At 48.2% G+C, this 24,977-nt stretch carries 29 protein-coding genes; 12 read left to right on the top strand and 17 right to left on the bottom strand.

What is annotated here, in order from left to right; all coding sequences use genetic code 11:
• Window positions 1-18: 18 nt before the first annotated feature.
• Window positions 19-315, top strand: a complete 297-nt coding sequence (locus MPET_RS01520) for a YunC family protein (protein ID WP_013328257.1) — start codon at window positions 19-21, stop codon at window positions 313-315.
• 25 nt (window positions 316-340) lie between these two features.
• On the opposite strand, the gene MPET_RS01515 is transcribed toward MPET_RS01520, so the two are convergent.
• Window positions 341-1,798, bottom strand: a complete 1,458-nt coding sequence (locus tag MPET_RS01515) for an MFS transporter (protein ID WP_013328256.1) — start codon at window positions 1,796-1,798, stop codon at window positions 341-343.
• Between the two features lie 103 nt (window positions 1,799-1,901).
• Here MPET_RS01515 and MPET_RS01510 point away from each other — a divergent pair, with 103 nt between their 5' ends.
• Complete coding sequence (locus MPET_RS01510; protein ID WP_013328255.1) at window positions 1,902-2,663, top strand: TrmB family transcriptional regulator; 762 nt, start codon at window positions 1,902-1,904, stop codon at window positions 2,661-2,663.
• 61 nt (window positions 2,664-2,724) lie between these two features.
• Here the strand turns inward: MPET_RS01510 and MPET_RS01505 are convergent, their stop codons facing one another.
• The 11 genes from MPET_RS01505 to MPET_RS01460 form a co-directional block, all read right to left on the bottom strand.
• Complete coding sequence (locus MPET_RS01505) at window positions 2,725-3,705, bottom strand: sensor histidine kinase (RefSeq protein ID WP_013328254.1); 981 nt, start codon at window positions 3,703-3,705, stop codon at window positions 2,725-2,727.
• Window positions 3,706-3,777: 72 nt separating this feature from the next.
• A complete protein-coding gene (locus MPET_RS01500; RefSeq protein WP_013328253.1) occupies window positions 3,778-4,026 on the bottom strand; it encodes a hypothetical protein in 249 nt (82 codons plus the stop codon).
• 693 nt (window positions 4,027-4,719) lie between these two features.
• Window positions 4,720-5,196 carry a hypothetical protein gene (locus MPET_RS01495; protein WP_013328252.1) on the bottom strand — a complete coding sequence of 159 codons (477 nt, stop codon included), beginning with the start codon at window positions 5,194-5,196 and terminating at the stop codon, window positions 4,720-4,722.
• Window positions 5,197-5,202: 6 nt separating this feature from the next.
• On the bottom strand, window positions 5,203-6,426 hold the full coding sequence (locus MPET_RS01490; protein WP_052297229.1) for a nucleoside recognition domain-containing protein: 1,224 nt from the start codon (window positions 6,424-6,426) through the stop codon (window positions 5,203-5,205).
• Between the two features lies 1 nt (window position 6,427).
• Window positions 6,428-7,033: a FeoB small GTPase domain-containing protein gene (locus tag MPET_RS01485; RefSeq protein ID WP_048130485.1), complete on the bottom strand. Its 606-nt coding sequence runs from the start codon at window positions 7,031-7,033 to the stop codon at window positions 6,428-6,430.
• A 17-nt stretch (window positions 7,034-7,050) separates the two neighbouring features.
• Window positions 7,051-7,272, bottom strand: a complete 222-nt coding sequence (locus tag MPET_RS01480; protein WP_013328251.1) for a FeoA family protein — start codon at window positions 7,270-7,272, stop codon at window positions 7,051-7,053.
• 15 nt (window positions 7,273-7,287) lie between these two features.
• A complete protein-coding gene (locus MPET_RS01475) occupies window positions 7,288-7,512 on the bottom strand; it encodes a FeoA family protein (RefSeq protein ID WP_013328250.1) in 225 nt (74 codons plus the stop codon).
• Window positions 7,513-7,686: 174 nt separating this feature from the next.
• Window positions 7,687-8,151 carry a metal-dependent transcriptional regulator gene (locus MPET_RS01470; RefSeq protein WP_013328249.1) on the bottom strand — a complete coding sequence of 155 codons (465 nt, stop codon included), beginning with the start codon at window positions 8,149-8,151 and terminating at the stop codon, window positions 7,687-7,689.
• 260 nt (window positions 8,152-8,411) lie between these two features.
• Window positions 8,412-8,564, bottom strand: coding sequence for a hypothetical protein (locus MPET_RS15220; RefSeq protein WP_013328248.1), 153 nt, complete (start codon window positions 8,562-8,564; stop codon window positions 8,412-8,414).
• A gap of 288 nt (window positions 8,565-8,852) precedes the next feature.
• Window positions 8,853-9,293: a metal-dependent transcriptional regulator gene (locus tag MPET_RS01465; protein WP_013328247.1), complete on the bottom strand. Its 441-nt coding sequence runs from the start codon at window positions 9,291-9,293 to the stop codon at window positions 8,853-8,855.
• Window positions 9,294-9,339: 46 nt separating this feature from the next.
• Entirely contained in the window at window positions 9,340-10,032 is a 693-nt protein-coding gene (locus MPET_RS01460; protein WP_013328246.1) for a MarC family protein, read from the bottom strand.
• Between the two features lie 206 nt (window positions 10,033-10,238).
• Between MPET_RS01460 and MPET_RS15215 the strand changes: the two genes are divergently transcribed.
• The 3 genes from MPET_RS15215 to MPET_RS01450 all read left to right on the top strand — a co-directional run bounded on the left by MPET_RS15215 (window position 10,239) and on the right by MPET_RS01450 (window position 14,414).
• Window positions 10,239-10,403: a hypothetical protein gene (locus MPET_RS15215; protein ID WP_013328245.1), complete on the top strand. Its 165-nt coding sequence runs from the start codon at window positions 10,239-10,241 to the stop codon at window positions 10,401-10,403.
• Between the two features lie 139 nt (window positions 10,404-10,542).
• Window positions 10,543-12,003, top strand: a complete 1,461-nt coding sequence (locus MPET_RS14320; RefSeq protein WP_013328244.1) for a response regulator — start codon at window positions 10,543-10,545, stop codon at window positions 12,001-12,003.
• On the top strand, window positions 11,985-14,414 hold the full coding sequence (locus MPET_RS01450; protein WP_013328243.1) for a heavy metal translocating P-type ATPase: 2,430 nt from the start codon (window positions 11,985-11,987) through the stop codon (window positions 14,412-14,414). The genes MPET_RS14320 and MPET_RS01450 overlap by 19 nt, the downstream gene beginning before the upstream one ends.
• Before the next feature lie 21 nt (window positions 14,415-14,435).
• Here MPET_RS01450 and MPET_RS01445 read toward each other — a convergent pair whose 3' ends face one another.
• The gene (locus MPET_RS01445) at window positions 14,436-14,927 is read right to left on the bottom strand and encodes a helix-turn-helix domain-containing protein (RefSeq protein WP_013328242.1); all 492 of its coding nucleotides are present in this window, start codon (window positions 14,925-14,927) and stop codon (window positions 14,436-14,438) included.
• 60 nt (window positions 14,928-14,987) lie between these two features.
• Window positions 14,988-15,302 carry a hypothetical protein gene (locus tag MPET_RS01440; protein ID WP_148222170.1) on the bottom strand — a complete coding sequence of 105 codons (315 nt, stop codon included), beginning with the start codon at window positions 15,300-15,302 and terminating at the stop codon, window positions 14,988-14,990.
• A 291-nt stretch (window positions 15,303-15,593) separates the two neighbouring features.
• Between MPET_RS01440 and MPET_RS01435 the strand changes: the two genes are divergently transcribed.
• From MPET_RS01435 to comE, 6 genes are read left to right on the top strand one after another with little or no spacing between them, the layout of a single operon-like run.
• A complete protein-coding gene (locus MPET_RS01435) occupies window positions 15,594-16,373 on the top strand; it encodes an ATP-binding cassette domain-containing protein (protein ID WP_013328240.1) in 780 nt (259 codons plus the stop codon).
• Window positions 16,370-17,077: a GTP-binding protein gene (locus MPET_RS01430; protein ID WP_013328239.1), complete on the top strand. Its 708-nt coding sequence runs from the start codon at window positions 16,370-16,372 to the stop codon at window positions 17,075-17,077. The genes MPET_RS01435 and MPET_RS01430 overlap by 4 nt, the downstream gene beginning before the upstream one ends.
• Before the next feature lie 5 nt (window positions 17,078-17,082).
• A complete protein-coding gene (locus MPET_RS01425) occupies window positions 17,083-17,736 on the top strand; it encodes a (Fe-S)-binding protein (RefSeq protein WP_013328238.1) in 654 nt (217 codons plus the stop codon).
• Complete coding sequence (locus MPET_RS01420) at window positions 17,730-18,968, top strand: methanogenesis marker 16 metalloprotein (protein ID WP_013328237.1); 1,239 nt, start codon at window positions 17,730-17,732, stop codon at window positions 18,966-18,968. Before MPET_RS01425 ends, MPET_RS01420 begins: the two co-directional genes overlap by 7 nt.
• Window position 18,969: 1 nt before the next feature.
• A complete protein-coding gene (locus MPET_RS01415) occupies window positions 18,970-20,244 on the top strand; it encodes a cysteate synthase (protein WP_013328236.1) in 1,275 nt (424 codons plus the stop codon).
• Window positions 20,237-21,367 (top strand): sulfopyruvate decarboxylase subunit beta, encoded by a 1,131-nt coding sequence (gene comE, locus MPET_RS01410; RefSeq protein WP_013328235.1) that lies wholly within the window; start codon window positions 20,237-20,239, stop codon window positions 21,365-21,367. Before MPET_RS01415 ends, comE begins: the two co-directional genes overlap by 8 nt.
• A gap of 187 nt (window positions 21,368-21,554) precedes the next feature.
• Here the strand turns inward: comE and MPET_RS01405 are convergent, their stop codons facing one another.
• Window positions 21,555-22,769: a phosphoglycerate kinase gene (locus tag MPET_RS01405; RefSeq protein WP_013328234.1), complete on the bottom strand. Its 1,215-nt coding sequence runs from the start codon at window positions 22,767-22,769 to the stop codon at window positions 21,555-21,557.
• Window positions 22,770-22,916: 147 nt separating this feature from the next.
• Between MPET_RS01405 and MPET_RS01400 the strand changes: the two genes are divergently transcribed.
• Window positions 22,917-23,492 carry a flavodoxin family protein gene (locus MPET_RS01400; protein ID WP_013328233.1) on the top strand — a complete coding sequence of 192 codons (576 nt, stop codon included), beginning with the start codon at window positions 22,917-22,919 and terminating at the stop codon, window positions 23,490-23,492.
• Window positions 23,493-23,528: 36 nt separating this feature from the next.
• Here MPET_RS01400 and MPET_RS01395 read toward each other — a convergent pair whose 3' ends face one another.
• On the bottom strand, window positions 23,529-24,008 hold the full coding sequence (locus tag MPET_RS01395) for a hypothetical protein (RefSeq protein ID WP_187287569.1): 480 nt from the start codon (window positions 24,006-24,008) through the stop codon (window positions 23,529-23,531).
• Between the two features lie 310 nt (window positions 24,009-24,318).
• Entirely contained in the window at window positions 24,319-24,930 is a 612-nt protein-coding gene (locus MPET_RS01390; protein ID WP_013328231.1) for a hypothetical protein, read from the bottom strand.
• Window positions 24,931-24,977 lie beyond the last annotated feature (47 nt).

Raw genomic sequence — 24,977 nt, 5'->3', positions numbered from 1 at the left:
GCCGGGAATCTTTGATCAATGAAAGGCGAAATAATCAGGCTCGGGAAAAAAGAGATCGAAGGATTCGTAATACCTATAGGGAAGGTGAACCTTGTCTTTGCCAGGACGGATAAGGGTCTTGTCGGGTGCGGTGCGTTCGACGTCATGGCCCTTGAGAAGTTCGGCTATGCGGCTGCAAAAGTGAGACCGAAAGGAGAATCCGTAGGAGACCTCGACGACCTGATGAACGGAGAGATCGCGGCAGCGAACCCGTCTGCAGAAAAACTCGGCATAAAGGAGGGAATGACTGGAAAAGACGCAATTGCCCTCCTTTAAATATCATACAACCCCTTTTTTCTTTTTAAGTTTTCAACATCGCGGTATTCTTTTCTCCTCCGGAATTCCGTTTCAGTGCCTGCAACACCACCCCGGCAAAACATAGTAATGCTGCAACAATCATCGCAACTGTTGTCGCGTCCGCAATAAGAGAGGGGGCTGCATCGGTAACGACACCGGTGTACCCCTCCTGCTGCAGCTGAAACGCAAAGATTATCGAGGCCACCGATGAGCCCAGACCCATTGCATACTGCCTTCCCGCACTGTTCAGGCCCGAAGCGAGCGCCGATTTCTCTATTGGCAGACCATGCATAATCTCTGCGTTTATCGGGCTCTGGAAGAGGGTAAAACCAATCGCAAAGATGATCAGGGCACCGATCAACAGCGTAAGATCCATAATCTGTGCGAAATAGGCAACAGCCAGGAATCCAAATGCTCCGATAAAGAGCCCGATTCCGGTAAAATATTTCCAGGGGTGCAGGTCATAGAATCTGCCTACAAAGGGAGCCCCAACCGTCAGAATCGCGGCGACCAGCACGAACACCACTCCGACCTCAAGGGATGAGAAATCCATTACACCTTCCAGGTAGAAAGGCAGCGAGACACTTAATATCATATACGCGGTGAAGACAAGGGCCATGCAGAGCAGGGGCACGACAAACATACGCTCTGAAAATACCGAGAGATCGAGCAGTGGGTCGGACCTCCGCCGCTCCGTTATGATGAAAAGAGCAAGGGAGACGATACATACGAACAACGCTGCAATAACATATACACCGATCGTGGTGTCCTCTGCAATAAGGCCGAGGAAGAGCATTGATGATGCAATGGCAACCGCGAGAGTTCCCGCCCCGATCCAGTCCATCTTCTCCTTCACAGATTTTTCCGGTTTATCCAGGTCCATCGAATATATGCCGAATGCTACGAGTAATATTCCGATCGGTACATTGATCATGAAGATCGCGTGCCAGCCGAATACACCAAGCAAAAATCCGCCAAGGACAGGACCGCTCAGGCTTGCAAGTGCGATGGTTGAGCCGAGAAGACCCATTGCCTTTCCGTGTTCGGAGAAAGGATAGAGCTCAAAGATGATCGCCATCACAATAGATACGGACATGGCAGCACCGAGGCCCTGAATGATCCGAAATCCGATGAGTACAGGAAGAGATGGTGCAAGGCCACAGCCAAGTGAACTTATGGTAAAGATCGCCATTCCGGCGAGAAACATCCTGTTCTTCCCCGAAGACTCGGACAATCTGGCAAAGAGCAACATCGCCGCAGTCATAGCGACATAATAACCCGTAATCGTCCATTGCGATAAGGCGATGTCCGCATCGAAGTAAGAAGTAATCGTTGGAAGAGCGATCGAGATAATAACGCCGTCCAAAACAGACATGTACATCCCAAGAAGAGCCACAGCCATCACGGTCTTCCGTTTATTCCGATCGTATCTTCCTGTATTTTCTTTATTCTGGTTCTTCATTGTTTTTCCTCCGGAGTCCCCAGGCCCAATCGCCGTGGAGAAACAGTGGAGAAGAGATTGAAGGCGCAATATATTCAAATTCTTACAACCAATACGGGTTGTAATGCCTGAAGAACTGGTTGAAAACCTAAGAAATTACGGGTTTACGGAGTACGAAGCGAAAGCCTACACAGCAATTGTAGGTCTTGGGAGGGGTACTGCAAGGGAAATCTGCGAGATTTCGGGCGTCCCCCAGGGACGTATCTATACCGTCCTGAACACACTTGCCGACCGGGCTTTTTTAGAGATACAGGAAGGAACTCCTACATTTTATCTGGCTGAAAACCCGGCCGAGGTCTTCGCCGCCATAAAAGATGAATACTGTAATTCAATTGATGAAATGATAGAAGACCTCAGGAAACTCAATTATGAAGCAAAACCCCCCTCCCCTTTCTGGTCTATTCACAGCGAACAGGGAATAATAAACAGGGAAAAAATGCTGATTCGATATGCAGAACATGACATTATCATTATAATAAAAGATCCCGCGCCACTCCGTCCGCTTCTCAGGGATCTTAAAGCAGCAAAAAAACAGGTTAAACTCACTATCCTCTCGGATAACATAGAAAGATCCACGTATGAAGCCCTGAGGATAGAGGAGATGAGCAGTGACCTGTCGGGCCTTTTCATGGAGATGGGGAGGCTCGGACCGGTTATGAAAGATCCCGGCTGGAAGACTGAATTGTTTATGATCATCGACGGGGTGACTGCATTTACCGCAGGTTACAGAGCAGGTAGAAAGAGTGCGACTGTGATCAAAATGCCGCCGATCTGTTTTATGATGAAGAGGCTTATTGAGATATTAGAACCTGCAGCAAGAGAATGAATTATGTTTCATCCGGTCCCATACGACCTTACATGCTCCCATACCCGTTTCATTTCGGGTCTCAGGTATCTTCGATTTTTACAGGGAAAGTGATCATCCATTTTGTCCCGGATTCAACTGTCAGATCAGCACTTCCTTTAAGCTGTAGGGATACGAGATTGCGTATAAGACTAAGACCCAGCGACTCCTGGCTTTCATCGATCAGGTTCCCGGGAATACCTACACCGTCATCTCGGACGCACAATTCAAATTTATCGTTTTCACAATTGTAATCAACAGAAATATCCCCGGAAACCCGGCCTGCAAAAGCATATTTCAATGAATTGCTTATGATCTCGTTCATGACCATGCTAAGGGGTATGGCCTGATCGATATCAAGCAGGCATTCTTCCCCTTTCACTTTAAAATCGATATCTTTGCCCAGAAAATAAGTCTGAACCATCTGCTCGCCCAGGCTTAAGAAGACATCATGAATATTAACCTTCGAAACGACTTTCGACTGCAGCAGGCATTTATGCACCAGTGAAATAGACAATATCCGGTTATTAATCTCGGTCAGTTTTTGTTTTGTCTCCTCTTCATTCGAATTTAAAATCTGCATCGAGATCAGGCTGCAGATAACGGCGAAAGTATTGTTGAACCGCTCGTTAACACCGGAAAGAAGAGTTTCTCTCTCCTCTATCATCTTTATATAGCCGTTCCGGGTCATTTTCAGCCTGCTGCTGTAAAAATACCCGATGAACAGAACCGCCGAAAACGATAAAATAATAGTTGTTCCAACGGCAATGTAGTCGTTAAGGACAGGAATTTCAAATAAAGACTGCCTTAATTCTTTTTCAACGGGTAAATCCCCTGAATTGTATGAAGGGCTGCCCTGTATACCGGTCTGCCCGGGTCCATTATCAACTGCGCAAATGAGACCTGAGCCGGGATTGGACGCCTGATCGAAACCAAGTCCCGTGGTACATGATCCGGGTAAGACCATGCCTGCCAATACGACGATGAATATTAATACGGTAAAAAAATATCCTCCTTTAACCATCTTATCCCCCTTATTGTTTACCCGGTTTATATTCAGCAAAATGATATTAGCCACTAAATTTGCGGACAATCATCAAAGCGAAGTTACTTTTTTAAAAATTCCTGTAAGACTGCCTTCCGTATTTTGATCGCAGTTTTTATCCCGCATTGCAGAGAGAATTTCTCCAAAATTATAGATTTCCTTAAATCCAGGCTTGAGAATGCCTGATATATTGACAGTCCGGTGAAATTCCTGTCCGGACTTCACATTGTCTAAGCTCCCGGTTCTGCCTTTGGTATTTAACAAAGACGGGAACGCTTCAAATTTCTTCTTTTCCGGCATAAGGTGTCCTCCCATTATAGTGTAATATTTCGCCTGTTTTCAGCAGGAATTCATTAAAAAGATAAAATATCGGTCGGTCAATAAAATACCCAGTGCTCATAATCCCCGCGTTAAACACCACAACAGGGAGATTATTTTTAATATTATATTAATATGATCAAATAAAATAATATAATGATTGAATTATTTATTAAAATATGATCTAAATAATTATATAAATATAATCTTTCAAATTTAGATCCTTTGTTTTAAAGGAAAATTCCCATTTTAATTTGAACAACCATTTTTAAAATGCTATATATGAAATATCTTTTCAATTGTTGCTTTTTTATCAGGTGTTCCATTTTCCGATAGGAATCCGGATTTATGCTGATGGCTTATTTGATATGTTGATGAATCTCTTCAAGACAATATAATGTTTATCATATAGACACTTTACCGTCTATGAATCGAAATAGTTTTATCAACCTCATTGAAGTGTAATCTGAGATTTACGAGATACTTCACGCATTTTTCCACTGCAGCAGGATTCTTCAATCCTCTGTTTAACATCAGAATTTTTCAAAAAACTTTGCCACTTTTCATTTCTTAAGGTGTACTCCTCTGACGCCTGAACACACAGTGAAAATTTGAACATTTCTACAGGACAATTGAAATTTAGGAGAAAAAGCTCTTTCCCACTAAAAAAAGAATTTATTGGTTTTCTTTGTCGTACCTTACCGCCAGGTATACAAGCACCAGGATGAAAGGCAGAAGTAGGATTGCCGGGGAATAAGGAGGTGCGAACCCGCCGATGAAACCACCAAGTGAGTTGAAAAACTCTGGTGAATCTTCCCCGGCAGGAATGCTCTCGCAGAACCTTGCAAACAAATCCGTTGCCGCGATCATGAGCACCATGAGCGCTCCAAGGGTTACTTTTGCAAACTGCCTGATATCATATGATTTCACTGCACCCGAGAGCATTATAACTCCTCCCATGAGCACTACGAGGCCGCCCCATGCCCAGCGGAAGAAGTCGTCACCGGCGATCTCCATTATCCCGAACTCGATTCCGGGACTGAAACCGGCCCAGACAAGAATGTCAGCGCATCCGAATGCAAACGCCACTATACCTATAACCAGAACATATATGCTCAGGCCGCTGAATTTTTCATTGCTGCTGTTTTTCATATCCAATTAAGCCACCCCCAGTAGTATGCCGATTGCATGAATCAGGCCGCCGTAGATCATAACTACGCAGAAAAGCACTCCGACTGCTGCCAGAAGCTGTTTCCATCCTTCCTTAAGCATAACAACAAAGGTTGCCACACACGGGAAGTATATCGAGATCAGGACCACAGACGTAATCATCTGGTATGTCGTCATCGGAATCGCCGAAAGCTGTGCAATTGCAAGATCCTTCCTCAGGAATGCGGCAACAAGCGGACCGGCCGTCTCCTTCGGCACGCCGAACCAGTAGACGAACAGAGGTTCGAAGAAGTTCGACAACGCCTGTATAACCCCTCCGAGATAGAGGAGGTTTACGACCAGCACACCGAACAGGACGAACGGGACAGCTTCTTTTAAAAATCCCCTCGTCCTCATCCAGAGCTTCTTGCCGACATTATTCCATACCGGCATATGGTATGCCGGAACATCGATCAGTATTTCGGGATTCTTGCCGGGTATAATCTTGTCGAGGATTATTCCGAAGATTGCAAAGCCCGCTATAAGATAGAGCATTACCCATCCCACCGAATCCGGTATTACTTCGAGCATCACACCAAGCTGCGCCCCACACGGGATGAATATCGCAAGGAGCGTCATCATCATGAAGCGCTGCTTCTTTGTTTCGAGGATGCGTGTCGCTGTTACGGCAGGAACATTGCACCCGAGACCGAGGATCGCGGGGACGATTGCATACCCGTGAAGACCGATCTTGTGGAGCAGGGTATCCACCAGAACCGCAAGCCTGGGTAAATAGCCCGAATCTTCAAGAAGCGTCATCATCAGGTAGAATATCAAAACCGCCCACAAGACGACACCCAGGGAGACGAACAAACCTGACGTCAGCATACCGAATGCCTCAAAGCAGTTATCGGCAGCCGGATCCCCGACAAACAGGAAATAGATCCACCCGTTCGGATCGGGCCATACGGACTGGAGCCACGGGAGCCAGTAGTTGTCGAATAGCTTTACCATGAACCCGTCGGTCATAAGCGATCCTGCAAAAGAGCAGAATATGCTCCAGAAGGCATACAATACTGCTATTGCAACCGGAATCCCGGTCAGTGGGACTACGGTGAGTTCACCGATAACATCGCGAAGGCTCTGTTTGTATTCCCCGTATGTAACAATGCGGCCTGAAATCTTGTCTACAAGATCCCAGCGCTCGTCTTCGGAGATATAATTACCAGCCATATCAGCAGCCTCCACATCCCCCGCAGCCCATGCATCCGCCGGACGGAGCGGGCTCTTTCCTCTTGCCTTCAAGTGCAGCCTTTATCTGTGAAACATCAGAAACGCGTGCCTTTCCTGCCATCTTTGCAAGGTCTTTCACACCTTCACCGCTGATGGCGGATGTCGCAACTACAGGCACACCAAGCAGGCGCTGAAGTTCGGAAGGGTTCACAAGGACCTCCTTGTCGTGCGCTTCATCTATCATATTAAGTGAGATGATTGCCGGATAGCCTCGTTCGATAACCTCAAGTGCAAGATAAAGGCCTCTCTCGATCCTTGTCGCATCGAGGACGATCATCACGACCTCCCCCTTCGCTTTTTCAAGAAGGCTGACCGCAACCTCTTCGGCGCCGTCACGTGGTTCGAGAGAATACGTTCCCGGTACATCGGTGACCTCGTAAAAGACCCCGCCTTCGGCAAATTCGCCTTTAGTATAATCGACGGTGGTGCCAGGATAATTTGAGACGATCGCTTCTCCGCCGGTCAGACGATTGAAAAGAGCGCTCTTCCCGACATTAGGATTGCCGACCATCATTATCTTCTTTATTTTTCTTGTCTTTTCTGCCATAGTCCAGTCTCCAGGTATCAGCTACATTCGACGAAGACGGAATCGGCCATCTCAAGGCCCATTGCAACCTCGACTTCACCGAGCATTACAACAACCGGCCCTTTTACAGGCTGCTTAGTAACCATGGTCAGGGTCTTTCCCTCCCTGACTCCAAGTGCACGAAGGCCGGATTTGTTGGAACTGATCTCACAGACAGTCCCGTAATCACCAAAATCCATCTCGGACAACTTTTTCTTCATAGGATTCCTCAATAATCAGCTATCTATTCTCAAAACCCTGATTCTGCCGGCCATTCGTCTACCTATCGCAAGAGTAATGCCTTTGACCTCAACGACTACGGGTCCGCAGCCTGCAGATATCATTTTAACAGTACATCCCTCAGAAAGCCCGCGGAGGGCAAGATCCTGCCTTGCACGACCCCACCCGGGAATCATTGTGATCCTTCCTCTTTCCGATTGGGACAATTCGGTCAGAAACATGAGTTTACCATATGATGTTGCAAATTCGGTTGTAATGAATAGGGTTCGAAAAAGACCAGGTTTCCTGAATAAAACCGGAATATATTAGGATTATTTTGAAATTCCAAAATCTTTACTACAGAAAAATCCGTTTTTCGTGAGATTTAGAAACTAAATTTAGGAGAAATAGGGATATTAAAGATCGCTTTTGTCTTCCTCAGATCTCCTTATACGGCAGTATGCTTCGAAGTCCGCGAATGTGTGGGACCGATCCGCCCTTTCATCGACAAAGTTCAGCAGGAATTGAATCTGTTCGATGGACCGGGGATTCAGTTCATGCTCCATCATACAGGCATCTTCATCTGCAATATCCTCGGGAACTCCGATTCTCATGAAGAATGCCTTGAGTGTGTCATGCCTGCTCTTGATCATCTTACCTATACGGAGACCTTCGGGATTCGGGACGACACCCTCATACTTCCTGTACCTGACTAATCCCTGTTTATCGAGCTTCCGAAACATTTCCACCACGCTTGAAGGGCTGACTTTAAGTTCGGCAGCAACATCCTTTGTCCTGGCGTAGCCTTTCTCGCGGCTTACGACATAGATCGCCTCGAGATAATCCTCTGCCTTCCTGCTGAGATGTATTTTTCCGGACATTTCATACCTCATTTCTTTAGAGTATCATCTTTATTTTTATACAAATATTAAAGGGTTTCAAAAAAGATTCGGTTTTTTACAAATAATATAATGGATTTGGGTTTTTGGAGAAAACCCCAACTATGGATTGTGTGGATCTTTTAATCCAGAGGTTTTAGAGTCGATAACGGTGTGTTGGTTTTGATGCGTTCATGAGTGTATAGCCATTTTCCCTGACGCTATTTTATTGTAGAGATTTTATAACACAGGCAACAATCCTGCTACATCCTTACACCCCCGTAAACCTGTTTATTCCCTGTTTCCAGGGAAGATTCCGTCTTCGATTTTAAACCCGCAAGTTCGAGCAGAACCGGTGATATGCGGGAGAGGTCTCTGACCCCGCCTATCGAGGAGCGCCCGCCGGAGTGAGACATCTAATGTCCCTCCCCGGAGACTCTTGCAGGCTTACATGATCTCCGGCCCCTTTCATCAGTTACGAATTTTATCTCAGGCTTCATCATCTAAACTAAAATTGCAGTTTAGGTATGGAATAATATGATCCAAAATTTTTGAAACAAATGTAAACCTCCCAAAGAAGATAATAAAAAATCTCCGAATACCGAAATTTACAAAAAATCCGCAATATCCAGACATCCAGGATTAATGTTCAAAAAACAGTGTGGTAATCGACATTCATGAATCTATCATGGATCGTAGGGATTTTACTCCCTGTACCTTTTCAGATCATTGAGTATTCCTTTATTGTCATCCCGCCCGAGAAAGTCCACGAGACTATCGATCGCAGAGATTGTCTCGCGATCGAGTTCATGCTCCATTTTACAGGCATCTCTGTCCGCAATATCATTATTAACCCCGATAAGGCGCAGAAAATTGAAAAGAGTGTCGTGACGGAATTTGATTGTCCTTGCGATCTCAAGGCCGTCCGACTTAAGCCTCACACCCTCGTACTTCCTGTACTCGATAAGACCCATCTTATCCAGTTTTATAAACATCTCGACCGTCGATGAAGGAGTCACAGCAAGCAGAGCAGCGACATCTCTTGTCTTTGCATATCCTTTCTCAAGGCTTACGACCAGTATCGCCTCAAGATAGTCCTCGGTTTTTCTTGTCAGTTTTTTGCCCCTGTAAGATGTCATCATCATAATTTGGTTGTCCAAATAAATTTAGGTTGCCAAAATAAATAGGGCATCAGACAGCCGGAACCGTAAAGGTGCTGTTTATAGCTGCCAGTCCCTCGATGAAGAGCGTAACTGCGATTGCCGCAAGAATAAGGCCCATTATCCTGACAAGTATCTCAAGTCCCTGGTCACCGAGACCTGACCTTATAGGGGTTGCAAGGAAGTTCACTATGCACACGATCAGGCATATCACAACGATAACGATCAGCGAATAGATGACAGCTCCCCAACCCGCGGAAAAAGCCTTGTTCCCGTACATTATAACGACACTCAGCGCACCCGGGCCCGCGTAGATAGGGATCCCGAGGGGAACGAGAACTTTGGGAAGAAAGGCCTCAGCCTCCTCAAAATCCTCTTCCAGAGATTTATTCTCACCTGAAACCCCATCGACATGCATGATCTTCTTCTGCCTGTCCATATGCTCTCCGCTCACCATTGACAATGCGATGATCAGGACGATAATTCCACCCGCGATCTGGAACGCAGGTATGCTTATCCCAAAAAAGTGCAGGATTGCATTTCCTGCAAAGAAGAACAGACCGAAAAAAACCACCAGGAAAACAGAAAGAAGGATTGCCATAGCCTTCTGAACCCTCGGCGTCAAAGCTTCGGTATACGTTATGAAGAATGGGAGATTTCCGAACGGATTCGTAAGTGCAAACAGTGCTCCGAAAAATGCAATGAATAAGGACAACTCTTCCAAAATATCACCAGGGTTAACAAACAGTTGTTTTGCAGGACACTATTAAATTAATTTCGCAGACCGTCAGACAGAAAAACAGGAATACCACAATGAAAAAATTTTGGCAATCCCTTTTTTTCCTTAAATTCGAAGGGAGAAGTTCAAGGCAACCGTATTTTTAATTTAATTATCGCGTTGAAAAATCGGCGCAAACGGAAGTGAAACAAATGAACAGTGAACTATTGACTCATATAAATGGCGAACTTAAACACGTGCATGACGACATAGAGCATGTTGAAAGAGACATCCAGGAGCTTGTGGCACACCTCAAAAATCTCGACGAACACATGCATCACATGATGGAAGAGGCAGAGACAGGCAAAATCCAGTAATTTAGACAGAGATGGGGGCAATGAATTATAAAATACCAATTTACAAGTACGACCACAGGATGAAATAAAAAATCCCTTTCTGAAAACAAATTTTTTTTGGCCATCATATATCGCAACCTAATCCTTAAAACTCAATAACATGATTGATATCCTCATAGTGGACGATGATCCCGAGGTCCTGGATATTACAAAAATATTCCTTGAAAGAACGGGTTATTTCAGAGTTTCCACAGGAAATTCAGCAGCGGAGGGGCTGTTGAAACTTGAAGAACAAAATTTCGAAGCCGTAATATCCGATTATGAGATGCCGGATATGAACGGACTGGATTTCCTGAAAGAGATCAGAGAGGAAGGAAATATCATACCGTTCATAATCTTCACGGGCCGGAGTCGTGAAGAGGTTGTGATAGAGGCAATGAACAGCGGTGCCGATTATTATATCCAGAAAGGCACAGATCTCAAAGCCCTTTTCGCCGAACTCACGCACAAAGTCCTACTTGCAGTAGAGAAAAAAAGATCTGAAAAAGCACTTTCCGAAGCAAATGAATACAAGAACAGGCTCATTGAATCCCATATCGATCCGCTTCTCACAATCGACGACAGTTACAAAATTATGGATATCAACTCGGCGATGGAAAAGCTTTCAGGATACAGGAAGGACGAGATCGAAGGAAAGGATCTTGCAGTGCTATTCCGGGATCATGAAAACGCAAAATCCGCTCTCGCCATCGCATTAAAAGAAAACAACCTGCGGGATTATCCGCTCGACATCGTAACAAGCTACGGTGAAGTTATCCCAATCCTCTTTCACGCAGCACCGTACATCAATGAAAAGATGGAATTTCTCGGATTTTTTACTGAATTTCATGAGTATAAAGAAGATAAAAACGAACATGCCGGGGAAAAGATCAGTAAAAATGAATTCTATCTCGATATTCTGACGCACGATATCAGAAATATGATCATGGTAGAAACCGGATGCCTTGAGATCGATGGAAATCCGGAAGAAGAGCAGTCTCTGTGGGAGAGGAGAATGAGAAATCTTATCGGAAACGTCAAACACCTGATTGAAAATACCGAGGCTATGAGACGATCCGATGAGAACTGCCACGATTTAAAGCCGGTCGAATTAAGGCCTCTGATATGCAGAGAGGCCGAAAACTATCCCGACCTCGATATAACCATCGGGGATTTCGGCTGCATGGTCGTAGCAGACGATCTGCTTGGCTCCGTATTCTACAACCTCTTCAACAATGTAAAAAAACACTGCGGTGCCGGAACAGAGGTAAGGATCTCGGTACCTGAATACGAAGAGGGATCCGAAATATCTGTTTTCTTCGAGGACTCCGGACCAGGCATCCCAAATGATATCATCGAGGATTTTAACGTGGGAGACCTGGCTGAAAATGGCAGTTCAGGTAAAAAAAGCCACGGAATGGGTCTTATATGGAGTCTCATTGATAACTGCGGCGGGCAGATAATGATCCTGACTAATGAAGGGAGAACAGGTACAAAATATATAATAAGTCTTAAGAAGCACTTTCCATACGAGGAATCATTATTATTAAGTGAGAAGAGCGTATGTCTGAAAAACCGGTAAAAAAGACCTCTCTTAAGGTCACTGGGATGCACTGTGCAGCATGTGCTGCGAACGTCGAATCAGCACTGAAGAAGCTTGAAGGAGTTGATTCGGCTTCCGTAAGTATCGCATCAGAGGACGCACAGGTAAGTTTCGACCCGGAAAAAATAAGCCTGGGGGATATAGAGTCGACAATCAAAAAGAGCGGATACGGAGTATCTCTTGCCGAACAGAAGATCAAGATCGGCGGGATGCACTGTGCCGTATGCGCCGGAAGCGTAAAAACTGCACTTGAAAAAGTCAACGGCGTTATGTCCGCGGATGTAAACCTTGTCGACAACTCGGCTGTAATATCTTATATCCCAGGGGATACGGATAAAAGAGAATTCAAAACTGCAGTCGAATCGGCAGGTTTCCAGTACATGGGCACTGAAGAGGACTTTTCTTCAGAGAAAGAGGAAGAGGAGTTCGAAAAGGAGCAGAAAAACAAGCTCGTGAGAATTGTGCTAGGGCTGGGAACCGCCGCAGTTCTTATTGCAATAATGTACTCGGGGCTTTCGGCGTTCATACCCGTAAACCTCCTGATGTTCATAATCTCCACACCAGTCCTGATCTATCTTGCATACCCCATTTTCAGTGCAACATTCATCTCCCTGAGAAACAGGACGCTCAGCATGGATGTGATGTACGCCCTCGGTATAGGAACGGCATATATTGCGTCCGTATTCGGCACCTTCGGGATCGTTCTCACGAGCGATTTCATGTTCTACGAGACCGCTGTTATGCTCACTGCATTCCTGACACTGGGACGATATCTTGAGGCAAATGCAAAAGGAAGAACGAACGATGCTGTAAAGAAGCTCCTGAACCTGAAACCTGCAAAAGCCCTCGTGAAGAAAGACGGCGAATATGTCGAGATTCCTGCAGAAGACCTGATGGAAGGAGCCGAGATCCTCGTCAAACCGGGAGGCAGGGTCCCGGTCGACGGAACAGTTCTCTCAGGAGAGGCGTATGTCGACGAGTCTATGATAACCGGAGAGCCGGTGCCTGTTTTGAAGAAACAGGGCGACACGGTAACAGGTGGAACACTGCTTACCGGGGGATCGGTCGCATTCACAGCTACAAAGGTAGGAAAGGACACGGTCTTATCGCAGATCATAAGCCTCGTCGAGGAGACCCAGAGAACGAAACCACCGGTCCAGAGGATCGCGGATGTCGCCGTGGCGTGGTTCATACCCGTTATACTTCTCATAGCAATAGTTGCGTCCTCGATCTGGTATTTCTTACTCGGTTCGACCACTCTCTTTGCACTGACAGTCTTCATATCGATTATAGTCGTGGCATGCCCGTGTGCACTCGGTCTCGCTACTCCGACCGCCGTCACCGTAGGAATCGGAAGGGGGGCTGAACTCGGAATCCTTATCAGGAACGGCGAGGCGCTCGAGATATCGGAGAAGCTGAAGACAATAGTATTCGACAAGACCGGGACTCTGACACGGGGAAAACCCGAGGTCACGGACATCACCTCTTTCGGCATGGAAGAAAAAGAGATGATCGGCCTTGCAGCCGCAGCCGAAAACTTCTCCGAACATCCTATTGCAAAGGCGATCCTCGATTATGCAAAGGACAAAGAGATCGCAGTTCCTGAGGGGGAAAACTTCAGGTCCGAAGCGGGCGGCGGTGTGGAGGTAACAGCAGGCGGGAAGGCTGTCACTGCAGGAACCCGCGACTTTGTATCGAACAGCGGCGCTGTCATAGATGAAAAGACGGAAGAAACGCTTGCGGCCTACGAGAGTGCAGGAAAGACAACGGTCACGGTTGCAGCTGACGGAAAGATCGTCGGAGTCCTGGCGATATCCGATGTACTAAAGGATTCGGCAGGAAAGGCCGTATCGGAGATAAAAGCAATGGATCTTTCGGTCTCGATGATTACAGGGGACAACGCGATCACTGCACTTTCTGTTGCAAAGGAGGCAGGGATCGACGACGTACATGCAAACGTCCTGCCCGGTGAAAAGGCCGCACAGGTAAAAAAGATCAGGGAGGAATCCGGCATGACCGCCTTTGTCGGAGACGGCATAAACGACGCCCCGGCCCTTGCCGAGGCCGATGTCGGTATAGCTGTAGGAAGCGGAACGGATATCGCCCTGGAGAGCGCCGATATAGTCCTGATGAAGAGCGACCTGAGAGATGTCGCAGCCGCAATTCAGCTTTCAAGAAAGGTCATGGGAAGGATAAAGCTGAATCTCTTCTGGGCTTTTGCATACAATACGGCATTGATCCCGGTGGCCGCAGGTGTCCTCTACCCGTTTTACGGAATTATATTCAGACCGGAGTATGCAGGCGCCGCCATGGTGCTCAGTTCGGTCACGGTTATTTCGCTCTCGCTGATGCTCAAAGGGTACAGGCCGCCCGCAGTTGCGGAAAGATAAGATAAAGATAAAAAATAAAAATTATTTTTCAAGCCGCCGGTCGAGTGTCTTCAAAGCCTCGATTATCGTCTCGGCCTGCGGTTTCATAATTACGACCGGGATCTCGACTATACGTTCGATCATCGACGCAAGTACAGGGGCACAGACGATCCCGAGAGCACCGTCCTTTTCCGCCCTGACCGCTGAGATGATGCACTCTTCCATCGTATACGCAGGATAGCCGCGAACCTTCACCTTCTTTGCTCCCACATCAGGCCTGCTTGATTCTATATCGTCGAGCAGGAACTTGGCCGCTATAACGGCAACAAAATCGGAATCCTGGGGCTGCAATGCATTTACGATTGCCTGCACAGTTGAAAACCGCGGATCGCGCTCTCCCGAAGTTATCTTGTAGAGTGTTGCAACAGGAATTCCAGCTCTCTCTGCAAGTTCACGGATGCTTACGCCTTTCCTGTCGATCTCCTCCTGCAGTGCGGTTTTAAAACCTACCTGGAATATCCTTTGCGAGAACATGACATACAATTGAGAAAAATAGATATTAAGTGTTTTCCTGTAAAGGCAAAATATCTGCCATCAGTCTATGCAAAAATCCAGGTAGTCACCGACGGCCCTTAGTCTTCCGCCCCTGTTGCCGGGAAGGCTCCTGCAAGTATCTGACAGAAGAGTGCATGCCTCGATGTACTCCTCCATGTCACCGTCTTCCACAAGATTCCTGCAGTAGTTGAGCAGATACAGCGCAGGAAGAATATCTCCTCCACAGCTGTCAAGGGCGTCGTTAATCGACAATTCAATCTCATGAAGTTCGTCGAACGGTGATATTCCGAACTCTATGTATTCATCCTCTGCGATGCCTGTTGCCACGTCAGCACCGGAAAGCTCCATTTTCATCTCTCCCCTTATTAAACAGGTTTCTGTCATATCTTATTCCTTAATTCATCTTTCCAGCCTGTAAGAACTCCCGAAATACAATTCTAAATAGTAAGGACCGGGTTATAAAAGGTATAAACGGAATCGATTGGATGGTTTAACCCGGAGGTTAAACGACTTCACACAACCAGCTCAAAAACCGTAGCGATTTATTTGCATAAAAGGTAAAATAAAATTAAAAATTTTCCCTATAGTATCTTAATTTTTGCCTTAAATGATCTATATTAAGAAATAGCCTGCTAATACTGATACATGGACCCCCTGACAATAGAAGATATCACGATACTTCCCGGCAGGAACAGGAAAGGGATGACGGAAAATTTCAGCTCCCTCACCATATGCCCGGGCGACACGATATCTATAGTAGGACCGACAGGATCGGGAAAGAGTGCCCTGATAAACGACATAGAGATCTTTGCGCACAGGGACACGGTTACAGGCCGTACAGTTCTCGTGAACGGCGAACCTGCCCCTGAAGAGTTCGTCCGCGACCCGGCGAAGAAACCCGTTGCTTTGATCACCCAGAATACAAAATGTCTTGCAGATATGACGGCCGGGGATTTTCTCAAAATGCATGTCAGGTCGAGAAAGATAGAGGACGAAAAAATAGTCGAAAGGACGATCGCCCTTGCGAATGAGTTTACAGGCGAGAAGATCCTTCCCGAAGTCCGGATGACCTCGCTTTCCGGAGGACAGACAAGGTCCCTGATGGTCGCAGATGCCATAATGATCTCAAATGCACCGATTATTCTTCTCGACGAGATCGAAAATGCAGGCATATTCAAGGAAAAAGTGATCGAATGCCTGAAAACGCACCATAAGGCGCTCATCTTCGTTACCCACGACCCGGTCGTCTCACTGCTCTCTGCAAAAAGGATTGTTATGAAGAACGGGGCCGTGGAACGTATCCTCGAACCCGGAGAAGAGGAGAGGGATGCGCTTGCAGAGATCATAAGGATGGACCGGACCCTGTGCAGGCTGAGAGAACTGATCCGTGCCGGCGAGATTATCAGGAGCGTAAATCCGGCATGAAACTGATCGTAATCGCGGGGCCGCCGTCAGCGGGAAAGACGGCTGTGGTCAAACAGGTGATAAGGAAATATTCGGGGGAAAAACGGTGTGCATACCTGAAGATCGACGTTGTCAGGGCCTTTGAGGACGAGGAGCTTGCAGGAGAGTTCGGAATTCTGACAAAGAAGGTATACTCGGGGGACGTCTGCCCGGACCATGTCGGGATACTGGTCATAAGCGATGCGATATCGTGGGCCGAGTCCGAAGGCGCCGATCTCCTGATAGTGGAGAGTGCGGGACTGTGCCTCCGCTGCTCGCCGTATACTACCCAGTCGCTCGGAATAGTTGTCCTGAGTTCGATATCCGGGGTAAACACCCCGCTCAAGATGAGCGCAATGCTGGCCCTCGCTGATATCGCCGTTGTTACAAGGACAGATCTCGTTTCTCAGGCTGAAAAGGAGGTCTTCAGGGAAAAGATCCGCGAGGTGAACGAAGGGCTCGATATCGTCGAGACCAACGCAGTGCAGGGAACCGGGCTCAGGTACCTCTTCAGGGCGATAGACGAACAGGAGGAGATCTCCGACCCGCAGAAGATCACGCTCAAAGGGGCACCGCCTCTCGGGGTCTGCACGATCTGCGTCGGGAAGAAGGATATAGGATGGCAGAACCACTTCGGGGTAATCAGGAAGCTTGAAGGTGCGGACTTCCTCTTCAGGGGAGACTGACTGTCATGAAAAATACGGATCCGGGTGAATGGATTCCGCCGGGAAAGAACTGCGGGGCATGCGGGGCTTCGACATGCGAGGAGTTTGTTCTTATGCTCGCGGGAGGAAAGAAAGAAAAACCGGACTGCCCGTTCTATAGAGAGAGCCCGGATTTGAATAATCCGCCGGAATCAATACTGACAGCAAACTACGGGGATCGTGATATTCACGGGGATCCGTTCGACTTCATCCTCCACCCGCTGCCAAGGGAACCTTCCGCCAGGAAGATCGTCCTTCCTTTCAGGCCCGATATGACTGAAAAACTTGAGATAAAGAAAGGCGATCTCGTCCTCGGCAGGCCGACGGGCGCCGGGTGCCCTGTCCAGCACGTACTCTCGGTCATCGAAGCTGACTATCTCACAGGCCTCCTGACCTGCCATGTCGTCTCGCCGCTACTTGCAAGGGAGAAGGAGGATGAGGTTAAATCGATCTCCGCCTATCATATCATCGGGTTCGAAGGAGTCGCACAGACAATAAACAAAGAACCGGAATTCGGAAGGAGACAAAAATTCCTGCCGGGCTTCTGCATGATGAATCTTGCACATACTGGCGTTGTCAATATGGTGCTTGAGAACAGGTATGGTATACATACAAGGGTGGAGGATATCAGGATATGGTGAAGACTGTCGCAGAGATCAATAAAAAGATCAGGGATGGAACTGCAGTCGTGCTCACAGCAGGGGAGTTCAAGAAGAAAGTCCGCGACGGCGAGAGGCTTTCGCCCGATGATATCGATGTTGTCACCTGCGGAACGTGCGGGGTCATGTCGGGAACGATGGCAATACTGAGCGTTCCTGTCGCAGAGCCGGGGACGTTCCGCAGGGCCGACTCCATAACACTGAACGGTGTCCCTGCCTTCCCTGGCCCGTGCCCGAACGAGGGGCTGGGGCAGGTAGATCTTGTAGTATACGGCACATCCCACGCATCAAACTCGTACGGGGGAGGAAATCTCTTCAGGGACATCGCATCAGCAGAAAAAGAGATTGAGGTACAAACAGAAGCCGGAGGAAAAAACTTTGAATGCACGGTTTACGGCGACGAACTTCATTATGCCAGGATGATCACGTCGAGAAGCGCATTCAAAAATTACTCGGCATTCGTAAACTCGGGTAAAGATCCCGTGAACACCATATTCTCCGTCCTGCCTCTATCAGGCGGACTCACACAGGCGACGGTCAGCGGATGCGGAGAGATCAACCCCCTCCAGAACGATCCCGATACCAGGTTCCTCAGATCCGGTGCAGGAGTTCTGCTGAACGGTGCAGAAGGACTGATACTTGGTACCGGAACGAGAAGCAGTTCTGAAAAACCGAACCTTTCGGTTTCTGCCGGTATGGCAGGAATGAACCCTGAATTTATGGGAGAATTCAAAACGTCCGCAGGACCTGAATGCATTACATCGATAGCCGCCGCGATTCCGGTTATCGACAACGAATGCATCGCACGCTTATCAGTGCTCGACGAGGAGATCCTGCTCCCTATTGTGGATGTCTTTGACAGGCGGACACTCGGGTTTTCGGACTACGGGAGGATCTGGCAGTCGGCCGGCCGGCATATCACGGTAGATCCAACAAAATGCCTCCTCTGTGGGGAATGTCCCGCACAGGAGCACTGTCCTGCCGATGCGATCATGCCCGGAGGCGGAATTCTAACTTCAAGATGCCTCAGTTGCGGGGCATGCCTCTCCACCTGCATAGGGGAGGTCTATTCGATGGATACCGGGTCGATCGCACTCAACGGAAAGGAGATCCCTGTCGTTCTCAGGCAGTCGGACCGACGGAAAGGTGAGCAGATATGCTCGAATCTTAAGGAAAAGATTGAATCGGGCAAATTCACGCTGGGAGGTATGTAATATGGGCGAATACATACTCCGGTGCCCTGTCTGCGGAGAGGCGATCGACGACTGTTATACCAATACATGCATTAAAGGCTGCAATGGTCTGGTATATGCCGATTACTCGGCAAAGCAGATCACTGTCCGCGATCTCCCCGGAATGTTCAGATATCACGACTGGCTCCCCGTCTCCGGGTGGACACAGACGGACACATGCCCCGCAACTTACCGTAGCGAAGGTCTTGCGGATCACCTCGGGCTTAAAAACCTCTACATTACCTTCAACGGCTACTGGCCTGAGAAGAGGGCTTTTATCAGGACATGCTCGTTCAAGGAGCTGGAGGCCGTTCCGACGATGCTCAGGATAAAGGAGAGGCTGAAGAACGGAATCCTCCAGATCTCGTCGGCAGGAAACACAGGACGGGCATTTGCAGAAGTTTCAGCAGGAACCGGGACTCCTGTGATAATATCAGTCCCAAAAAAAGCGGCGGGCAGCATCTGGACGACCAGGGAGTGCGATTCGGTCTTTCTCGTGACAATCGAAGGTGATTATTCAGATGCAATCGCACTGGGCAACGAGATCTGCACCGTTCCGGGAGTGATATCCGAAGGCGGTGCAAAGAATCCGGCCCGGAGGGATGGCATGGGAACGGTGATGCTCGACGGAACCATGGCCATAGGAAAGATGCCGGACTGGTACTTCCAGGCCGTAGGCAGCGGGACGGGCGGGATTGCCGCATGGGAGATGGGAAAGAGGCTTCTTGCCGACGGAAGGTTCGGCGACCGCCTGCCCCGGCTTTATCTTTCACAGAATGAACCGTTCGTGCCGATGGTAAATGCATGGGCTGAGAGGAGAAGGGAGATTATTCCTGAGAAGGATATGCCCGGGGGAAAGGAGGCAGCAATGGAGACATACGCAACTGTGCTCACGAACAGAAACCCCCCGTATTCAATTACCGGCGGCCTCTTCGACGCTCTCAGCGGGACAAACGGTATAATGAGAGGAGTGAAAAGCGGGGATGCGAAAAAAGCAGGAAGGCTCTTTATGGACCTCGAAGGACCCGACCTCGATCCTGCTGCTGAAGTATGTGTCGCATCGCTCATAAGTGCGGTGGAATCCGGAGATGTTAACAGGGATGATAATATCCTGCTCAATATCACAGGCGGAGGATACAGGAGGGCGGCAGAGGACCTCGACATGATACCCGTCAGGCCTTCCGCCTCTCTCCGGAGTTTGGATGAAGCAGACGAACTAAAAGACAAGATTACGGAGTGGAGGAGGAAATATGCCTGAAAGAAAGATTGAATCGATACTGCGTGAAGAGGGGATCGAATTCGTCGTATCCCTTCCGTGCGACAGAACCAAGGATCTCTGTGCACTGCTGGAGAAAGACTTTCACTATGTAAACATCAACCGCGAAGAGGACGGTGTCGGGGTCTGCGCAGGTCTTGCTCTTGCGGGGCGCAGGTACGTTCTCCAGATGCAGAGCTCGGGTCTCGGAAATTCCCTCAATGCGATGATGTCGCTGACATCTCTTTACGGTCTTCCGCTGCCTATAATCGCAAGCTGGCGGGGGGTATACAATGAAAAGATCGCCGCACAGGTCCCGTTCAACAGCAGAATTCCGGCAATTCTCGATGCAATGGGGATCTCACATACAATAATCAAAGGATCGGGTGACCTGGAAAAGATCAGGGAGGCCATTCGGCTTTCTTTTGAAAACGGCGGGATCCATGTTATCCTTATCCTCCCGAAACTCTGGGAGGAAGGAAACGGCGGCTGTGCCGAAAAACCGTTCCCTCCCCGCGAACGTGAAATCAGATTTGAGTATAACCGCAGCATTAAAGAGCCTGTCATGAACCGTGCCGGAGCGATCTCGGTCATCGCCGGAGAACTGGAAGATGAAGCAGTGGTCGTGAACATCGGTGTCCCCTGCAAAGAGATGCATGCCGCAGGAGACAGGCCTAAAAACTTCTACATGCTCGGCAGCTACACACAGGCAACACCCATAGGGCTCGGGCTCGCATTAGGGCAGGACAAGGATGTTGTTGTAATCGACGGCGACGGGAGCCTTCTCGGAACCGCGATTCTTCCGACTGTCGCGGCGGAAAAACCGGACAACCTGACGATTGTGGCCCTTGACAACGGTGCGTTCGGAAGCACCGGCATGCAGATTACTCACTCGTGGACGACCTGCGACCTCGAACTCATCGCAAAAGGGGCAGGGATTAAGAATACTATAAAAGTTAGAACCGCCGAAGAGCTGAAAGAGGCATTCTTAAACCGCGGTAAAGGCCCCTCGTTCATTCACGTCATCATAAAACCGGGAAACACGGACGCTCCGAATCTCGCGCTTACACCTGAAGAGATCAGGGACAGGTTTATGGATTCGATCGGGAAGAGTGCTGGAAAATAAAAATATTGATTTTGAAAGATCCTTCTTCCAAAGACACCTAGGGTTTCGAAAGGGGCAAAGCCCCTTCGGGGAGCAAAAGGGGACGGACTAGCGTCCCCTCTTTGCGACTTATCGTGATTTGGGGGGCATAGGGAGGGGGAATTTTCCCCTCCCTCAATAGTAAAATAAAAATGAAGAAAAAAGAAAACTACCAGAATTTTTCTTTTGAATATTCGAGAGCCTCGACTGCAGGGAGTTTCTTCCCTGTCAGGAACTCTATGCAGGCACCGCCACCGGTCGATATATGGCTGAACCTGTCGGCGACGCCCATCTTCTCGATGACAGCCGCAGTATGGCCTCCTCCAACGACCGAAAACTCCGCCTTCTCCGACGCCCGTATCAGTTCGTATGTTCCCGCAGAGAACTGCTCGTCCTCAAAAACACCAGCCGGCCCGTTCAGGACAATAGTCCCTGAGTTTGATATGATCCCCGTAAGTTCAGCCAGCGATTCTATCCCCAGATCCATTATTCCCTTGTCCTGCGGCATATTTTCGAGCGGGTACTCGGCACGCACTCCGTCCTCCTTCACCGCGACATGGTCGGGGGTTACAATTCTGTCTGAATATTTTTTGAGGAGCTCTGCAGCAACTTCGATCTCCTTATCATAACCGAGAGAGTGTACCAAATCCGTCGACGGCTTTCCGATCTTCTTTCCTTCGGCAAGATACACGACATTTGCAACGACTCCGGTAAAGACTACATTATCGGTGATCCCTGCTTCAAGAGCGTTTTTGGCAACTGCAAGAGAGTCGTCGACCTTCGTTCCTCCGAGCACAAAGGTGACCGGGCCGGGTGCATCTGTGAGAACCTTTGAGAGAGTTGATACCTCTTTATCCATCAGAAGGCCGGCGACCGATCTCATCACCCTCGGGAGACCGACGATTGTGGGCTGTGAGCGGTGGGCGGTTCCGAATGCATCGAATACATAGTAATCAGCCATTGCCGAGAGCCCCTTTACAAGATGCGTCTTCATGGCATCCTCGCCGTCCATCGTCAGGACTTCCTCCGAATTGAACCTGACATTTTCGAGCATCAGGACTTCGCCGTAGTCCATTGTCTTCACGGCATCTCTTGCACATGCACCGAATATATCGTCGATATAGTCGACCGGCCGGCCAATCAGGCGCTCAAGCCTTTCGGCATGTGCCCTGAGATTCGTAAAGTCCTTCTTCATCGGCCTGCTCTGGTGCGTCACAATAACGCATTTTGAGTCCTCAAGCGCCTTTACCGTCGGCGCATGCTCGCGGAAGCGCTTGTCGTCAAGAATCATATTCGACGAAGGATCAATCGGGGAATTGAAATCCACGCGCAAAAGAGCAGTTCCCCGGAGGGAACCAAGATCCTCAAGCCTTCCAATCTTCATATTTTTGCCACCAGCCCGGAGTCCATTGACATATTATTGGATCGGGTGGGAAATATTGATTTCTTTGTATGACCGACCGGCCGTCGATTCCTCCGGCGTCAGTTATATTAAGAACCGTGACGTTATCAAAATCAGGGAAGATAGATTATGAAAGTCGTAGCATTTAACGGAAGTCCGAAAAAAGACGGGAACACGGCGATACTCCTGCAAAAAGTCCTCACAGAGCTTGAAAGGGAAGGTATAGATACCGAGATCATCCATATCGGAGGACAGAAAGTCCACGGGTGCACCGCCTGCATGAAATGCATGGAAAACCAGGACAGAAAATGTGTCTTCGACGATGATTTCGTCAACAACTGCATCAGGAAGATGGAAGAAGCCGACGGTATCATCATCGGGTCGCCGACATACTTTGCCGATGTATCCACAGAAGTAAAGGCGCTGATCGACCGGGCAGGATTCGTCGGGATGGTCAACGGGGGAATGTTTGCCAGAAAGATCGGTGCCGCAGTAATCGCCGTGAGGAGATCGGGAGGCATTCATGCATACGATACGATCAATCACTTCTTCGGAATCAGCAGTATGATAACCGTTGGATCATCCAACTGGAATCTCGGCCTCGGGCTCGAACCCGGGGATGTGGAGAACGATGTCGAAGGTATGCAGACCATGCAGACCCTCGGGATAAATATGGCATGGATTCTGAAGAAGATCCACAGGTGATCAATAACCACAAAATCCTTTCGCCATCTTTTGCTCTCAGCGGACAACTTCGATATTACACGCTATCGCGGTCTGAACAGGGACTTTCACCGGACAAACAGAGCCATTCCGGTTTCTTTCAAATAAGATATACTCCCAGTCGATATAATCCGGATAATCCGTGGTTTTCACGGGAGTGACAAAAGACCCGAAAACCGGCAACCAGATCCGAATTTCATCATATTCCCCGGTCCCGATCGATTTGTTATATTCACTGACAGACAATACATCAAGGGCACGGTGATAACTCTCCCAGTCATAGCCCGTGTCATTATAGTAAAGATAGGCTGATGAAGAATCGGAGATCTGGTAACATGATCCCTTATGTGAGTAATCGTTCCAGTTGACTACTAAAATATCGAGATAAAGGGTATCGTTGACGATGGAGAAATCAGGTGTGTAATCGCCCTCCACAAAGGTGCCGGTTTCCGGGTCGCTGACATTGAAATGAATGGCATCGTTAATGTTATCCGGCATTATCCACGACCCGTTGTCGATATAATAAACCAGATCAAAGTACCCGGACCCTTCCAAAAATTCCTGAGGGCTGTAATACCCGTATCCGGAAGAGTATCGTTGTCCGGAAAAGTCACCCGGGTCAGAAATTTTTTGGAGATTACTTTGGAGATTAAAGTAATACCAGGCGCCTGCCACAAAGCCCGGAATTAATATTAAAATAATCAATCCGGCGACAAAAACACGATTCTTTAATAACCGGGGGTGTTTTTTGCCGGAATTCATCGTATTATTTTTTTTAATATTGATGCCCCCCTGGTGAAATCAAATATTATTTCGTCCCTTCGATCGATCCTGTGATATCCTCTTTCCTGTGGTGCCTGAAATAGAAGACCCCGAATATCGAGACTATGATCGATCCGGTCAGGACGAATATCATATCGAGCATAGTATCCGTATTGCCGTGCTGCATAAGCCCGGCCATAGATCCACCGAAGAAGGTATCGATCAGGAATTCATAGATCTCCCAGAAACCCGCAAGGGCCATGCCGAATATTATGGTAAATCCGATGATGAAGGGGGTATTCAGGTTCATATTCCAGTACTTGTCGAGGAAGATGACGCCGAGGAACCCAAGAAGAGCGACTGTCGTACCGGATACGAGGTGGGCGATCTTGTCATAGTACGGGTAGAAGGTGGTATAATAGCCCTGTATGTACCCGGCCGTATGAAACCACAGTGCCATTGCGATCAGGAGATATACGAACCATGGGAAGTTCACGTTCATCTTCCGGGCGATGATATATGGAACCAGTGTCAGTATAAACATCAGAAGGCCGGTAAACATCAGTTCATACTGCCCGATCAGAAAAGCATGTATCACGTTCAGGGCGATTAAAGCCTGAAAAATATATGCAAGGTACATCCCGTACTCTTTCTTCATGAATCCATTATTCACGGCGATGTATAAAGATATTTGGAAAAAATAAA

The sequence above is a fragment of the Methanolacinia petrolearia DSM 11571 genome, assembly GCF_000147875.1.
In the GTDB taxonomy this organism is placed as follows: Archaea; Halobacteriota; Methanomicrobia; order Methanomicrobiales; family Methanomicrobiaceae; genus Methanolacinia; species Methanolacinia petrolearia.
This window is presented reverse-complemented; position numbering and strand designations above follow the sequence as displayed.

Excerpts from the sequence above, each read along its gene's own strand:
- comE (WP_013328235.1), top strand. The coding sequence starts at position 20,237 with ATGCCTGAAAGAAAGATTGAATCGATACTGCGTGAAGAGGGGATCGAA.
- MPET_RS01495 (WP_013328252.1), bottom strand. The coding sequence starts at position 5,196 with ATGAAAAACAGCAGCAATGAAAAATTCAGCGGCCTGAGCATATATGTT.
- MPET_RS01510 (WP_013328255.1), top strand. The coding sequence starts at position 1,902 with ATGCCTGAAGAACTGGTTGAAAACCTAAGAAATTACGGGTTTACGGAG.
- MPET_RS01465 (WP_013328247.1), bottom strand. The coding sequence starts at position 9,293 with ATGATGATGACATCTTACAGGGGCAAAAAACTGACAAGAAAAACCGAG.
- MPET_RS01395 (WP_187287569.1), bottom strand. The coding sequence starts at position 24,008 with ATGCCGGATAACATTAACGATGCCATTCATTTCAATGTCAGCGACCCG.
- MPET_RS01390 (WP_013328231.1), bottom strand. The coding sequence starts at position 24,930 with ATGAAGAAAGAGTACGGGATGTACCTTGCATATATTTTTCAGGCTTTA.
- MPET_RS01485 (WP_048130485.1), bottom strand. The coding sequence starts at position 7,033 with ATGGCAGAAAAGACAAGAAAAATAAAGAAGATAATGATGGTCGGCAAT.
- MPET_RS01520 (WP_013328257.1), top strand. The coding sequence starts at position 19 with ATGAAAGGCGAAATAATCAGGCTCGGGAAAAAAGAGATCGAAGGATTC.
- MPET_RS01440 (WP_148222170.1), bottom strand. The coding sequence starts at position 15,302 with ATGAAAATGGAGCTTTCCGGTGCTGACGTGGCAACAGGCATCGCAGAG.
- MPET_RS01480 (WP_013328251.1), bottom strand. The coding sequence starts at position 7,272 with ATGAAGAAAAAGTTGTCCGAGATGGATTTTGGTGATTACGGGACTGTC.
- MPET_RS01450 (WP_013328243.1), top strand. The coding sequence starts at position 11,985 with ATGTCTGAAAAACCGGTAAAAAAGACCTCTCTTAAGGTCACTGGGATG.
- MPET_RS01445 (WP_013328242.1), bottom strand. The coding sequence starts at position 14,927 with ATGTTCTCGCAAAGGATATTCCAGGTAGGTTTTAAAACCGCACTGCAG.
- MPET_RS01490 (WP_052297229.1), bottom strand. The coding sequence starts at position 6,426 with ATGGCTGGTAATTATATCTCCGAAGACGAGCGCTGGGATCTTGTAGAC.
- MPET_RS01430 (WP_013328239.1), top strand. The coding sequence starts at position 16,370 with ATGAAACTGATCGTAATCGCGGGGCCGCCGTCAGCGGGAAAGACGGCT.
- MPET_RS01435 (WP_013328240.1), top strand. The coding sequence starts at position 15,594 with ATGGACCCCCTGACAATAGAAGATATCACGATACTTCCCGGCAGGAAC.
- MPET_RS14320 (WP_013328244.1), top strand. The coding sequence starts at position 10,543 with ATGATTGATATCCTCATAGTGGACGATGATCCCGAGGTCCTGGATATT.
- MPET_RS01475 (WP_013328250.1), bottom strand. The coding sequence starts at position 7,512 with ATGTTTCTGACCGAATTGTCCCAATCGGAAAGAGGAAGGATCACAATG.
- MPET_RS01420 (WP_013328237.1), top strand. The coding sequence starts at position 17,730 with ATGGTGAAGACTGTCGCAGAGATCAATAAAAAGATCAGGGATGGAACT.
- MPET_RS15220 (WP_013328248.1), bottom strand. The coding sequence starts at position 8,564 with ATGTCTCACTCCGGCGGGCGCTCCTCGATAGGCGGGGTCAGAGACCTC.
- MPET_RS01505 (WP_013328254.1), bottom strand. The coding sequence starts at position 3,705 with ATGGTTAAAGGAGGATATTTTTTTACCGTATTAATATTCATCGTCGTA.
- MPET_RS01405 (WP_013328234.1), bottom strand. The coding sequence starts at position 22,769 with ATGAAGATTGGAAGGCTTGAGGATCTTGGTTCCCTCCGGGGAACTGCT.
- MPET_RS01425 (WP_013328238.1), top strand. The coding sequence starts at position 17,083 with ATGAAAAATACGGATCCGGGTGAATGGATTCCGCCGGGAAAGAACTGC.
- MPET_RS01400 (WP_013328233.1), top strand. The coding sequence starts at position 22,917 with ATGAAAGTCGTAGCATTTAACGGAAGTCCGAAAAAAGACGGGAACACG.
- MPET_RS01415 (WP_013328236.1), top strand. The coding sequence starts at position 18,970 with ATGGGCGAATACATACTCCGGTGCCCTGTCTGCGGAGAGGCGATCGAC.
- MPET_RS01500 (WP_013328253.1), bottom strand. The coding sequence starts at position 4,026 with ATGCCGGAAAAGAAGAAATTTGAAGCGTTCCCGTCTTTGTTAAATACC.
- MPET_RS01515 (WP_013328256.1), bottom strand. The coding sequence starts at position 1,798 with ATGAAGAACCAGAATAAAGAAAATACAGGAAGATACGATCGGAATAAA.
- MPET_RS01470 (WP_013328249.1), bottom strand. The coding sequence starts at position 8,151 with ATGTCCGGAAAAATACATCTCAGCAGGAAGGCAGAGGATTATCTCGAG.
- MPET_RS15215 (WP_013328245.1), top strand. The coding sequence starts at position 10,239 with ATGAACAGTGAACTATTGACTCATATAAATGGCGAACTTAAACACGTG.